The 13059-nt window shown below is 58.2% G+C and carries 10 protein-coding genes; 5 read left to right on the forward strand and 5 right to left on the reverse strand.

The genetic code is table 11. The features are described 5' to 3' along the window. Nucleotides 1-7 precede the first annotated feature (7 nt). Genes ACFPPD_RS07525 through ACFPPD_RS07540 form a run of 4 tightly spaced genes read left to right on the forward strand, consistent with a single transcriptional unit; the run spans nt 8 to nt 5272 of the window. Nucleotides 8-1072: an ABC transporter permease gene (locus ACFPPD_RS07525; RefSeq protein ID WP_378081717.1), complete on the forward strand. Its 1065-nt coding sequence runs from the start codon at nt 8-10 to the stop codon at nt 1070-1072. Next, nucleotides 1065-2030, forward strand: coding sequence for a galactofuranose ABC transporter, permease protein YjfF (yjfF, locus tag ACFPPD_RS07530; RefSeq protein ID WP_209749536.1), 966 nt, complete (start codon nt 1065-1067; stop codon nt 2028-2030). The genes ACFPPD_RS07525 and yjfF overlap by 8 nt, the downstream gene beginning before the upstream one ends. Before the next feature lie 20 nt (nt 2031-2050). Continuing rightward, nucleotides 2051-4075, forward strand: coding sequence for a methyl-accepting chemotaxis protein (locus ACFPPD_RS07535; RefSeq protein WP_209749537.1), 2025 nt, complete (start codon nt 2051-2053; stop codon nt 4073-4075). 48 nt (nt 4076-4123) lie between these two features. Continuing rightward, nucleotides 4124-5272 carry an ABC transporter substrate-binding protein gene (locus ACFPPD_RS07540; protein ID WP_378081721.1) on the forward strand — a complete coding sequence of 383 codons (1149 nt, stop codon included), beginning with the start codon at nt 4124-4126 and terminating at the stop codon, nt 5270-5272. A gap of 27 nt (nt 5273-5299) precedes the next feature. Here the strand turns inward: ACFPPD_RS07540 and spoIIE are convergent, their stop codons facing one another. Then, nucleotides 5300-7855, reverse strand: coding sequence for a stage II sporulation protein E (spoIIE, locus tag ACFPPD_RS07545; RefSeq protein ID WP_209749538.1), 2556 nt, complete (start codon nt 7853-7855; stop codon nt 5300-5302). 76 nt (nt 7856-7931) lie between these two features. Between spoIIE and ACFPPD_RS07550 the strand changes: the two genes are divergently transcribed. Further along, nucleotides 7932-8258 (forward strand): hypothetical protein, encoded by a 327-nt coding sequence (locus ACFPPD_RS07550; protein ID WP_209749539.1) that lies wholly within the window; start codon nt 7932-7934, stop codon nt 8256-8258. Here the strand turns inward: ACFPPD_RS07550 and ACFPPD_RS07555 are convergent. Genes ACFPPD_RS07555 through ACFPPD_RS07570 form a run of 4 tightly spaced genes read right to left on the reverse strand, consistent with a single transcriptional unit; the run spans nt 8232 to nt 13005 of the window. Then, on the reverse strand, nt 8232-10244 hold the full coding sequence (locus ACFPPD_RS07555) for a glycoside hydrolase family 31 protein (protein ID WP_209749540.1): 2013 nt from the start codon (nt 10242-10244) through the stop codon (nt 8232-8234). The genes ACFPPD_RS07550 and ACFPPD_RS07555 overlap by 27 nt on opposite strands. A 29-nt stretch (nt 10245-10273) precedes the next feature. After that, complete coding sequence (locus ACFPPD_RS07560) at nt 10274-11260, reverse strand: aldose epimerase family protein (protein ID WP_209749541.1); 987 nt, start codon at nt 11258-11260, stop codon at nt 10274-10276. Between the two features lie 15 nt (nt 11261-11275). After that, nucleotides 11276-12115, reverse strand: coding sequence for a carbohydrate ABC transporter permease (locus tag ACFPPD_RS07565; RefSeq protein WP_209749542.1), 840 nt, complete (start codon nt 12113-12115; stop codon nt 11276-11278). Beyond that, a complete protein-coding gene (locus ACFPPD_RS07570; RefSeq protein ID WP_209749543.1) occupies nt 12112-13005 on the reverse strand; it encodes a carbohydrate ABC transporter permease in 894 nt (297 codons plus the stop codon). Before ACFPPD_RS07570 ends, ACFPPD_RS07565 begins: the two co-directional genes overlap by 4 nt. Nucleotides 13006-13059 lie beyond the last annotated feature (54 nt).

Here is a 13059-nt window from a genome sequence, read left to right on the forward strand (position 1 = left end):
GGGCCGGATGAATCAAACGAACCGAACGAATCTAATGAACCGTATGAGGAAACACCACTTATTTTGGCCGCTCGCCGTGCTGGGCGCGCTGCTGCTGTTCAACCTGATCTATTCGCCGGACTTCTTCTCCGTTAAGATGCGGGGAGGCCATCTGTACGGCAACGTCATCGACATTCTGAATTTCGGGGCGCCGCTTATTCTCGTCGCGATCGGCATGACTCTCGTGATCGCGACCAAGGGCATCGACCTGTCCGTCGGTTCGATCGTCGCCATCGCCGGAGCGATGGCTTGCCTAACGATCAGCAAGGGAGGCGACCAGAACTCACTCGGCCTCGTCCTTATCGCAGTGGGACTGGCGCTTGCGCTATCGGTAGTGCTTGGCTTATGGAACGGCCTGCTCGTGTCCGGTGCCGGCATTCAGCCGATTATCGCGACCTTGATCCTGATGGTCGCCGGACGAGGGATCGCCCAACTGATTACGGACGGTCAGATCATCACGCTTTCAAGCCCTAAATACGAATTTATCGGCGCGGGTTCCTTGGCGACGCTGCCGTTTTCCATTTTCGTCGTCGTTGCGGTGTTCGCAATCGCCGCGCTTGTCACCCGCAAGACGGCGCTTGGCATGTTCATCGAATCGGTCGGCTGCAATCCGGAGGCGAGCCGACTCGCGGGCATTCGGTCGAAGTACATCGTGATCGCGGTTTATATGTTTTGCGGCCTCTGCGCCGGTATCGCCGGGCTGCTGCTCAGCTCCAACATCTCGAGCGCGGACGGCAACAACGCCGGCCTATGGTACGAGTTGGACGCGATCCTCGCGGTCGTCATCGGCGGCACTTCCTTGAACGGCGGACGCTTCTACTTAACGGGCACGCTCGTCGGGGCGCTCATCATTCAGACGTTGTCGACGACGATCTATACCGTCGGGATCCCCCCCGAAGTGACGCTCGTCGTCAAGGCGTTCGTCGTTCTCGCGGTATGCCTCATCCAATCGGAAGCTTTCCGCAAGGCGCTCGCGTACCGTTGGAAGACGCGCCGTTATCCTGGAGAGAAAGAGGTGGCGCGCCATGTTTGACCGTAAGCTGCTTCCGATTTGGGTGACGATCGGCTTGTTCGCGCTCATGTTCGCGGCGGGATCGTTCCGCTACACCGGATTTTTCTCCATGCAGGTCGTGCTTAACCTGCTGATCGACAATGCTTTCCTGATCCTGACCGCGGTAGGAATGACCTTCGTCATCGTGTCCGGCGGAATCGATCTGTCGGTCGGCTCGGTCATCGCCTTCACGACGATGGTGTCCGCAACCCTGATCCAGCAGGAGGGGTGGCCGCCCGCCGTCGTCATTCCGCTCGTGCTGGCCATCGGAACCGTCTTCGGATGGACGATGGGAGCGATCATCCACTATTTCAAAATCCAGCCGTTCATCGTCACGCTGGCCGGCATGTTCTTGGCCCGGGGTCTCTGCTACGTGATCAACATCGACACGATTACGATCGATAACGCCTTCTACACGAAGGTCGCGCAGACGAAAGTCGGACTGCCGGGCGGAAGCTTCGTCTCCATCAATGTCCTGATTGCCCTGCTGGTCGTCGCGATCGCGATCTATCTGGCGCACTATACGCGGTTCGGACGGAACGTGTACGCGATCGGCGGCAACGAGCAATCGGCGTTGCTCATGGGTCTCCCGGTAGGCCGGACGAAGATCGGCGTCTATGCGCTCAGCGGGTTCTGCTCCGCGTTGTCCGGAGTCGTCTACACGTTCTATATGCTGTCCGGTTACGGCCTGCACGCGGTCGGAACGGAGCTCGACGCGATCGCCGGGGTTGTCATCGGCGGCACGCTGCTGACGGGCGGCGTCGGATATATCGCCGGGACCGTCTTCGGCGTTCTTATTCAAGGGGTGATCCAGACGATCATCAGCTTCGAAGGAACGCTCAGCTCCTGGTGGACGAAAATCGTCATCGGCTTGCTGCTGTTCCTGTTCATCGTCCTGCAAAGGATGCTTGGCGCGCGCCGTTCGTCGGCCAAGACGTAAACAAAAGGGAGCCTATCCGCATGCGCTCGATCGGCACGAAGCTCTTTCTCGTCTTTTTCGTCGTCATCGGATTAACGTCCGCCTCGCTCGGTCTGTTCTCGTATTCCGCTTCCAAGACGGCTATCGTAGACCAAGCGCGCGCCAGCTCCGCGCAGACGATCGCCCTCGCCGGCGAGAAACTCGACATGAAGCTGCAATTTTACCTCGATTCGATGAATCAGCTCGTCAAGAACAGCGAGTTTCAGGAGCAGCTGTTCCAATTCGCCAACGCGGGTTCGATGCCCGCGGACGAGTTGGACGGACGGATCTCGGCCATCCTCGGGATGCTGGACCGTCTGGCGTTGTCCGATCCGCTAATCCGGAATATTTCGCTGCTGTCGCTATCCGATCCCATCCCTCTGATCAGCACGGAGCGGGAGGCGGGCCGACCCGACAAAGATGCCGATTGGATCAAGCTTATCCGCGAGACGGAGGGAAAGCCGGTCTGGCTGCCGATTTCTTCGCAAGGCTATCTCGGCGGTGCGCCGTCCGCGAAGCCGGTATTCGCTTGCGCCAAGCTGCTAGGCAAGTCGAACGTCGGCTCCAACGAATACGCGCTGTTGATTCAGATCGAGTCGACGGCGCTGCAGGCCATGATCGACGGGATTAAGCTGGGGGAGCACGCGGAGACGGTCGTTGCCGACGGAGAAGATCGGCTTATCGCGGCAAGCGGGTTGGATGAAGCCGGCTGGAAGTCTATTCTCCCGTCCGTATCCGGAGTCGCGGCCGCCGGGGAAGAGATTCGGAAAGACGATTCGGGAGAAGAACGGCTCGTCGCCTACCGGATATCTCCGGTGACGGGATGGATGCTTGCGGGCTCCGCCCCCCTTCACGACTTGACCGGCGCGACGGAGAACATTCGCAAAGTCACCTATATGGCAGTGGCCGCGAGCATCGCCGTGGCGATACTCGTCGGCTTATGGATCTATCGCTTCGTCGCCAAGCCGCTCGGAAGCTTGAAACGGCTTATGCGGCAAGCGGCGGACGGGGACTTGCGAGTCCGCATGAACTATCGCAGCAAGGACGAGATCGGACACGTCTCCGCAGCCTTTAACCAGATGACGGCGCATATCGGTCAGCTTGTCGCGGACGCGCGCCTTTCGGCCGAGGATGCGCTGGCTTCCAGCGGTCTCGTATCGGAAGCGGCCCGAAGAACGGCCGACTCCTCCCGGGAAATTTATCTGGCCGCGGATCAGATCGCGCAAGGCGCCGCATCGCTAGCCGCCGCCTCCGAACGCAGCGGCGGCAGCGTCTCCCGGATCGGGGAAGAGATGTCCGATTCGTTCGTTCTGCAATGCGAGATGTCGGACGCGGCCCGTCTCGTACATGATCATTGCGAGGAAGGAGGGCTCGCCGCCCGCATGCTGCTTCGGAAGACGGAAGAGACGGACTTGCATTTTCGCCGGCTCGGAGATAAGGTAAACGGTCTGGCGGACGGCGCGGAGGCGATTCGGGAGATGCTGGGACTGATTACCCGTCTGGCTAAGCAGACGACGATTCTGTCGCTTAACGCCTCTATCGAAGCGGCCCGAGGCGGTCAATCCGGCGGGGGCTTCAAAGTGATCGCGGACGAGATCCGGAGGCTTGCCGAGCAATCCAACGCTTCGATCAAGCAAGCGGAGACGCTGGCGGAAGGTATCCGCGAGGAGGTCGGTTCCGCCGTTCACGCCATGCGGTCGGCGGAGCCGTTCTTCCGGGAGATGTCCGTCGACGTCGGTTCCGTTCATCGTCTGTTCCATCATGTCAACGGACTGATGGCTCAGCTAAAGGAACGGCTCGATACCGGCAAGAGCTCGATGGAGCGGCTGCAGGCCAGCCAAGAAATTATTGCCCATTCGATCGGGGAAGTATCGGCCGTATCGCAGCAATCGTCCGCATCGACCGATCAGGTCGCCGCCCTTTGCTTGTCCCAACGGCAAATCGGGGATGAGCTAGTCGCTTTGTCGTCGGACTTAAAGGCGGTATCGGCGAAGTTGGAGCAACAGATGGCGAGCTTTCTGGTATAATGAACCCACGGTTGGCAATGGAAGCGCATTCTCCTGGGGGGATAAGCAGTGAAAACTTGGAATATCAGAAAGTATAAGTTTCCGATTCCCTTATACTCATCTGATCCCTACGCAAAGCTTCTTCGGCGTCCGGTGGACGCCAAAGGCGTTTTTGCTTGGATTAAAAAGGGTGGCGTAATCGGGGCGGTCGCGCTTCTCCTGATGATGTTCGGCTGCGATTCATCGGCTTCGTTACCGGGCTCGCCGGCTACCGATCCGACGATGTCGGCGGGAATAGCCTCAGAGGAAACCGCAACGGCCGCCGTCGTGTCCGATCGGGAATTCACCCTTGGCTTTTCGCAGTTGGGCTCGGAAAGCGATTGGCGGCTCGCGAACACCGATTCGGTGAAGGAAGCGGCGGCGGAAGCCGGTATCCGGCTCCGTTTCGATAACGCCGAACAGTCCCAGACGAAGCAATTCGAGGCGATTCGTCGGTTTATCGGCGAGAAGGTCGACGTGATCGCGATCGCCCCCGTCGTGCAATCCGGCTGGGAGCCGATTCTGAAGGAAGCGAAGCAGGCGGGCATACCGGTTATCCTGTCGGACCGCAACGTGGAGGTGAGCGACCCGTCGTTGTACGTGACGTTCATCGGGTCCGATTTTACCGAGGAAGGGCGCAAGGCTGGCAAATACCTGCTCGACAAGACGCGGGATTTCGCCGGGCCGGTCGGCATCGCGGAGCTCAAAGGAACGGAGGGCTCGTCGCCTTCCATCGAGCGGGGCAAGGGCTTCCGGGAGATTATGGCCAAGCGCGAGGATCTTGTTATTCTGGAGAGCGAGTACGCGGATTTCACGCAGGAGCAGGGCAAGGAAGCGATGAGATCGTTCCTGAACAAGCGGGGACGGGACATTCGCGTGTTATTCGCCCATAACGACGACATGGCGCTCGGCGCGATCGAGGCGATCGAGGAATACGGGCTGGAGCCGGGCAAGGATATCGTCATCATTTCCGTCGACGGCACGCGCAAAGCGTTCGAGATGATGGCCGAAGGCAAAATCAATTGCGTCGTCGAGTGCAATCCCTTGCTCGGGCCGAACCTGATGCAGGCGGTCAAGGAGCTGATGGCGGGACGAACGCTTCCAAAACGAATCATTACGCCGGAGAGCGTGTTTACCGAAGAAATGGCGGAAAAGGAAGCCGCGGGACGGAAGTACTGATCCCGCGGCTTTTTTTCTGCCTGCCGTTCAACTCACCGTTCTCGGCCGCTCCACCCGGTTCAGCCCCGGGTACCGGAACGCGGCCCATTCCGGCTGATGGCGGGTAATGCGGGTGACGATGACGGTCATATCGTCCTTGACGCCGCCGGGATATTGGCGCAACGCCGTATCGAGGAGCGCGTCGGCGATCTCTTGGGGGTCGCCGTCCTCCAGCTCCTGCAGCACCCGCTTCATCCACTGCTCCTTGTTCAGGGCGTGGCCGGGCGAATCGAAAATGCCGTCCGTCATCATAATGAGCGTATCTCCGGGCCGAAGCTCCACCCGCAGCATGTCGATCTCGATATCCTGCAAAATGCCGATAGGCAAGTTGCTGGCCACGATCGGGATCACTTCCCTTCCCCTCTTAATGTAGCTCGGCGTCGACCCGATCTTCAGCATCGTCGCATGCGCCGTATACAAATCGATCAGCGCGAGATCGACGGTCGCGAACATCTCGTCCGGGGAGCGCAGCAGCAGAATCGAATTGACCGATTTGACCGCCAGCCGCTCGTCGATGCCCGACTGAAGCAGCTGTTCCAGCATCCCGAGCGCCGCGCTGCTCTCCATTCTCGCCCGGACCCCGTTGCCCATGCCGTCGCTCAGCGCGACGGCGAACTTCCCGTTGCCGAGCTCCACCATGCTGAAGCTGTCTCCCGACAGCAACCCGCCGTCCTTGGCCGCTCCCGCCACCCCCGTCTCCACTTCGTAGATTTTGGCCGATCCGAACGTCACGGTGGACAGATGCGACGCGGGTTCCCCGTTTCGCTCCCCCCGGACGGTTACCGTCTCTCCGAGAATTTCGGTCAGAATCGGCGCGATCATCTTGCGGCATTCGTCGTATCCGGTGCGGAAAGCGTGCACCATCTCGATCTCGATATGTCCCTCCTCCAGACTAATGATATCTATATGTTGAATCGCCAGCCCCAGACGGTCGAGCGCATCCCGGATCTGTCTCTCCTGGGCTTCCATCTGCTGGGCTTCGCGGCGAATTTCTTTCACGAGATCGTCCATGACCTGGGACACGCCCGACAGCTGGTCCGCGACGAGAAACCGGCTGTCCTGAAGCTGCTGCCGCCAGTGTTGGTCGTGGCGGTACACTTCGTATTGGCGCTTGAGCACGTCCAGCACGAGAGGCGTCTTCACGCATACCCGCTGCCACGGCTTCGGAATCTGGGACGGCATCATATCCGGATTGCTTTCGATCGCCGTCATCATATCGGTCATCAGCTTGTACGTCTGGATGAATTGCCCGTCCCAGCACAGCCCTTTGCGATGGCAATTGGCGCAAGCGCGCTGGTGGACTTCGTTCACGAAATGGTCGAGCTCGCGATCCTGCCGACCCGTCTCTCCGGCTTGCGTCATCTGCCGGAAGCTTCTGGAGAGCTGGCGGAACACCTCGGAGAATTTCTCCACCCTCTCGGCGGTCAGATCGCGAACTTTTTGCGCATATTCCTGCTGGCTTTGCGCATAGGTTGTAGTACCCGGCACGAATTTCGCGATGCGCTCGATCGCGAACCGGGGAGTCGCGAGGAACAAGACCGATGCCGCGACGGTCGCCCACGTGGACGCCATCGTCTCCGCGTTGTCGGCACCGTATAGCGCCAGCACGGAAGTGCCGAGCAGCAGACCGAAGATCGCGGCCGCTTTGCCCCCTTCCCGCACGAGCCCGGCCATGAGTCCGCCGAAGGCGAGCAGGCCGACCTCCGCGGGAGTTCCGTGATTGGACAAGCTAAGAATCATGCCGGCGACGACGCCCGCCGACGTACCGAGGGCGGGACCGCCTATGTAAGCCGTCAACACGACGAAGTAACGGGAGAGCACGCCGGCGACGACGATGCCGTACACCGTCCAACCGGTCATGCCGGTCAGCAAGCAAGCCATCAGAATCGCGATGCCGACCCATTCCTCGTGCCGTAAGTTCGTCGACTTGGACGTCCTCGTCAAGATCGGCAGCGCATGGACGAGCAGCAGCGTCAGCACGAACGCGAGTCCCGCCTCCACTAACGTCAACGCGTAGGGAAGCCAATTCGTCTTGTCCGCGAGCATCGTATCGAACACCCGGACGAGCAGCACCGACGCGAACACGACGACCGGCGCATGGGACAGATCCGCTTTCTCGTACAGCGATAATCCCCTATAGAGAAGAAATACGATCCCGATCTCCCCGACGATGACCGCCGGCATCGGATCGATCGCCCAGAAGCTGCCCGCGACGAGCGATAGCATCGCCCAGAAGGCCAAATCCTTCCGCAAATACAGCACGACCCCGAAGAACGCGGCCGCGAACGGCGCGATTCCTTCCAGCATCGCCGCCCTCCCGAGCAGGAACCCGATCGCGACGATCAGCATCACCCACTGCCGCTGAGCGATCGCTTGTCCCCATCTCTTGTAGAATGGCACGCGATCGCTTCCTTTGGCTTCCTTGCCCGACTTCTCGGCGGAACTGCTCCGCTTCTGCAACCAACCCCCGTTCCCGCTTTCGGGAATCGAGGAGGGTCCGGTCCCCGCGCGTGGCACGAAAGGAACGACGGACGACTTGTCCATGATGCACACCCCATTTACCAGATTGAATGTGCTTTTCATTATAGGCTGGGCATTTTAGGAAGTTTGTCAGAAACGGTTGGCGGTGGAAAAGTTTTTTCCGACAGGTTCGGGCGGCGATTGGCGACGGGGCGCGCGGGTGCGCCCAGCCCTTGCGGCGCGCGGGCTAGGGGAGATTCGCCAATCGTCCTTCCCGGCATTCCCTCCGATTGCGACAACAAAAAAGCGCCTTCATCCGACGACGAATGGCGCACCCTGCCGTCCGATTCCGGACGCGATCCGCGCGGCGTTGCCGGATCGTCGCGAAAACCGGATGGCGGACTGGATGGATCAAATAAAAATGCCTGCCGGGATACTGAACCCCGTGCAGGCATTTTTATCATGCTTGTTCTTTTACGTCGGTTAACGTCCCGCCGCCGCGAACGAACAACGGAATCACGTCGATAGGCGCGTCGCATTCGATCCATTGCCCGCCTTGATGAATCTCGTCGCTGAACGCGTTTTTCCAGACTTCCCCCGCCGGCAAATAAACCTTCCGCGTCGTCGTGCCGGCATATAAGATGGGCGCAACGAGAAGATCGGGCCCGAACATAAACTGGTCTTCGACGCTCCACGCGGTTTGATCCTGCGGAAAATCGTAAAACAGCGGCCGCTTGGGAGGCGTACCTTTCTCGTGCGCGGCCCTCATAAGCCCCGTAATATAGGGACGTAGCCGCTCGCGGATGAGCATGTACGTTTTGAATATTTCGTAAGCCTCTTCCCCGTAGCTCCATACTTCATTCGCGGCACCGCTATTGCACATTCCCCCGCCGCTCGTCCCCAAAGGCTCGGAATGCGGCTCCCGGTCGCCGTGAAGACGGAATACGGGACAAAAAGCGCCGTATTGGAACCAACGGATGATGCATTCCCGGAACGCGGGATCGTCCGGATTACCGCCGTGGAAGCCCCCGATATCCGTCGTCCACCACGGAATTCCGGACAAGCCCATGTTCAGTCCCGCCGCGAGCTGATTCCGCATGGAAGCAAAGCTGGAATCGATATCCCCGGACCAGACCAAGGCGCCGTAACGCTGGCTGCCCGCCCAGGCGCACCGCAGCAGATTGACGACGTTGCTCTGACCCGACTCCGTCATGCCGTCATAGAAGGTTTTGGCATACATGACCGGATAGATATTCCCGATTTGAACGTTCGGCCCCAGGTGATACCGGTAATTGTCGAAATCGTACACGGAATATTCCGGCTCGGCTTCGTCCAGCCAGAAGATCCGTATGCCATGATCGTAATAGTTTTTCTTAACGGTATTCCACACGAATTCGCGCGCGCCGGGATGGGTGGCATCGTAAAAGACGGTGTCGCCCAAAAAGTCCATCGTGGTACGGATGCCCCTGTCCGTGCGGACCAGGTAACCTTTGCGCAGCATTTCCGCATAATTCTCGCTATTCTTGTCCACTGTGGGCCAAACGGAGACCATCAATTCGACGCCCATCTCCTTCAGCTCGCGCACCATCGCTTCGGGATCCGGCCAGTAGTCGGGATCGAATTTCCAATCGCCCTGCATAGGCCAATGAAAAAAGTCGATGACGATGACGGAAAGAGGCAGTCCCCTCCGCTTGTATTCACGCGCGACGGATAGCAGTTCTTCCTGCGTCTGATAGCGGAGCTTGCATTGCCAGAAGCCCATGCCGTAATCCGGCATCATCGGAACGGTACCGGTCGCCCTGGCATACGCTTCTTCGATTTCCGCCGGCGTATCCCCGGCTGTCATCCAGTAATCCAGCTGCTTCGCGGACTTCGCTTCCCACTCGGTCACGTTCCGGCCGAAGGTCGCTTTGCCGATCGCCGGGTTATTCCAGAGGAAGCCGTACCCCAAGCTGGACAAGGCAAAAGGAACGCTCGCCTGCGAGTTGCGGTGGGCAAGCTCCAGCGTGCAGTACTTCACGTTCAGGTTCGGCTGCTGATATTGGCCCATGCCGAACAATTTCTCGTCCGGATCGGATTCGAACCTTAGAGTCAATTGATAATCGCCGCCGAGAATAGGCTTGAATTCTCGGGCGTCTATGTTGAGTGCGCTGCAAAATTCGTTGATGTTGTTCCGATTCCGGACATATTCTTGCAGCAGAATATCCTTCTTCTGATTGTAAAACGCGATCTTCCCGCCGGCCGAAATCTCGGCGCGGATTTTTCCGTTCGTGATGGAGGCTGTCTCTCCGTTGATCGCTATCTCCGCTCTGGCCTGCAGCTGCGGAAGCAGCGCCCAATCCTCGTTCCCCATCGCGGCCGAATGCGTCGCCCGCACGCGAAGACTGTCCGCGCCCCAGGGCTCGATCCACAGCTTCTCCGAATCGTATTCCCGAATCAGGCGTCCGCCTTCAACCCGAAATAAACTATCCATGCAAATTCCTCCGTGTTTGAGTAATCCATCTAGGGAAGGATGAGTCCTGTCCGATCGATCGAACCGACTCGATCGACGACATCGAAGGTCAAGTTCAAATGCCACTCATAGCTCGATTTCGCGGGAATGACGCCGGCCCGGTTCCATTGGATGGCGGTGTCGAGAGCATCCAAATCTCCGGCGCACGGCTCCAGCGCCGCCACGTATCGCCCGTCCATGATGCCCTCCCATACGCCGAGATAAGGTACTTTCTCGATCGGATAGGAGAGACCGACGGCGTGCCCCGATACCGTGTTATGCAAGGCGCACCAGCCTTCTTCCACTTTCCTCGCCGCATAATATTTTTCGCACTTGCCCGGATATTTCGGATACACCGCGTCGATCCGGTATCGCTTACCCTCTACGATCGTTTCCGGCCAGCCGTGAACGGTACCGAACCGGCCTAACCGGTTGTCGACCGAACAGGTGGACATCACCTGCATGACGGAAGGCGGCAACACGATTTTCGTATTCTCTTCGCATGTCAGCAACAAATGGGGCGCCCAAATGAACCGAAAATCGAAATCGGATACATTGTCCGCGCGATACGCGATCGCGATGGTGTTTTCTCTCGTAAACCGCACCGTCTTTTCGAGCCGATAGGGAAACCGGACCCCGTTGACCGACAGGACGAGCGATTCCCCCGCCAAATGGCAGTCCCAAGGCAGCGCCCATACTTCGCCGTGGTCGGGAACGCCGATTCCTCTCCATGGCGCAAGCGGATAGAAACAAGGCTCGATCGAGGGAAACGCCTCGTCGAAGCCGCTTACGTCCCCGTCCGCATAACGGGTATCGTAGTTCGAGCGTTTGTAGGAAGTCCCAGGCGATTGAAGCAGATATTCCCGGTTAACGAATTTGTCGTAGATGCTCTGGATTTTTCCTCCGCTCTCCGGAATGACCGTAACGGCAAGACGGGAGCTTTCCAAGACGACCGAACGGATGTCTTTGTAGAACGATTCATGAATGTGGACGGACATTAGGCTCACCCTCGCTTACCCTTTAACCGCTCCATTCGTCAGTCCGCTGACGATGTAACGCTGTATGAAAATAAAGATCAATACGACCGGGATGATGCTTACAGTCCCGAATGCCATCGTGTTGTTCCATGACGTGCTCTGGAAGCCAAGGAAGTTGTAGATTCCCGCCGTAATCGGTCTCATGTGTTCGTTTCCGATGAAGGTCATGCCGAAGATCAGGTCGCCCCACGCAAAGAGAAATGAAAAGACCATGGCGACCACGACGCCGGGAACGGCGATCGGGATCATGATTCGCACAAAAGTCATAAACAAGCCGCAGCCGTCGATTTTGGCCGACTCCTCCAACTCCTTCGGCAACGTGGCGAAATACGTCCGAAGCGTAACGACCGAGAAGGGAATTCCTGCCGTGGCGTTCGCCAGAATGGTTCCCCAGTATGAGGAGCCGATCAATCCGAGATGCTTGAATTGAATGAAGAGCGGCGTCAGAATCAGCGATGCAGGCAGCATCTGCGTGACCAGAAACAGCAGGAGGAACAAATGCGTTCCGGGAATTTTGAACCGCGCCAATCCGTAGGAAGCCGGAACCGCAAGCAACGTCGAGATGGCGAGCGCGCCGAAGGCAATGATCGCGCTGTTCTTGAAACCCTCGAAAATGTTATAGGACGAGCCCGACAACTGTTCCGTATAAGCTTTCACATAGACGGTATGGGGAAACCAGGTCGGCGGAGACCGGAAAATTTCTCCTTCCGCCTTGAGGGAAGTAACAATAAGCCAGTAAAGCGGAAACAGGAACAAGGCAACCAGGATGATGCTGACGAGCGGAAGTATCCAAGACGAAAGCTTGAGCTTATTCATGAACCGCTCACCTCTTCCCGGTAAACCAGCCTCAAGTATATAAATCCAATGACTAGCAGGACGAGGAACATCAGATTCGATGCCGCGGCTCCTTGGCTGAAATTGAATTCGTCGAACGACAGCTTGTAGGCGTAAGTGGACATCATTTGCGTCGAATTGACCGGTCCGCCTTTGGTCATGATGACCACCAATTCGAACACTTTGAAGGTATAGATGAATCCGAGCACCAGCAAAGACAAAATAGCGGGTTTGAGCAACGGCAGCGTGATGCGGAAAAACCGTTTGATGGCATTCGCGCCGTCGATGGACGCGCTTTCGTAAATGTCTTTCGGAATCGTCGTAAGTCCCGTCGTCAGCAGCATCATGTTAAACGGAATGCCGATCCAGGTGTTGGCGAGCACAAGCGCGAACATCGCGGTGAACGGCGTTACCAGCCATTCCACGGGTTCGCCGGTCAGATGCAGCATCGCGAGAAGCTCGTTCACGATGCCGCCGCTCGTGCCGAACATGAACTTGTACGTCATGGCCGTAATCGTCGCGGGAAGCAGCCAGCTGATCATGACGAGCCCCCGCAGCCGCTCGGCCATCCGGAACGGACGCGAGAACAGCAGCGCGAACGCCAGCCCGATGATGAATTGAAAGACGATGCACGCCACGGTGTAGATAAGCGTATTGGTCAAGGACGTAACGATAATGCCCTTGCGAAACAATTCCTTGTAGTTGTCCAGCCCGATAAAGGGCTGATCCCCGCTGGAGATATTCATGACGTTGACGTCGAACATGCTCAAGCGGAAATTGTCGACGATCGGATAGCCTACGAAAAAGAGCATGTACAACAGTGCCGGGAGAACGAACAAATAACCTGCCGCCCGGTCTTTCGATCTTGCCATATTCATCACCGCCTAAGGAGAGAAATTGGAGTACATGAAGCTTCCATGTACTCC

This window comes from Cohnella suwonensis (assembly GCF_042655365.1).
Taxonomy (GTDB): Bacteria; Bacillota; Bacilli; order Paenibacillales; family Paenibacillaceae; genus Cohnella; species Cohnella suwonensis.

What these genes read in the sequence shown, in the direction of transcription:
- ACFPPD_RS07525 (WP_378081717.1), top strand. Translation starts at nt 8, where the DNA reads ATGAATCAAACGAACCGAACGAATCTAATGAACCGTATGAGGAAACAC.
- yjfF (WP_209749536.1), top strand. Translation starts at nt 1,065, where the DNA reads ATGTTTGACCGTAAGCTGCTTCCGATTTGGGTGACGATCGGCTTGTTC.
- ACFPPD_RS07535 (WP_209749537.1), top strand. Translation starts at nt 2,051, where the DNA reads ATGCGCTCGATCGGCACGAAGCTCTTTCTCGTCTTTTTCGTCGTCATC.
- spoIIE (WP_209749538.1), bottom strand. Translation starts at nt 7,855, where the DNA reads ATGGACAAGTCGTCCGTCGTTCCTTTCGTGCCACGCGCGGGGACCGGA.
- ACFPPD_RS07555 (WP_209749540.1), bottom strand. Translation starts at nt 10,244, where the DNA reads ATGGATAGTTTATTTCGGGTTGAAGGCGGACGCCTGATTCGGGAATAC.
- ACFPPD_RS07560 (WP_209749541.1), bottom strand. Translation starts at nt 11,260, where the DNA reads ATGTCCGTCCACATTCATGAATCGTTCTACAAAGACATCCGTTCGGTC.
- ACFPPD_RS07565 (WP_209749542.1), bottom strand. Translation starts at nt 12,115, where the DNA reads ATGAATAAGCTCAAGCTTTCGTCTTGGATACTTCCGCTCGTCAGCATC.
- ACFPPD_RS07570 (WP_209749543.1), bottom strand. Translation starts at nt 13,005, where the DNA reads ATGGCAAGATCGAAAGACCGGGCGGCAGGTTATTTGTTCGTTCTCCCG.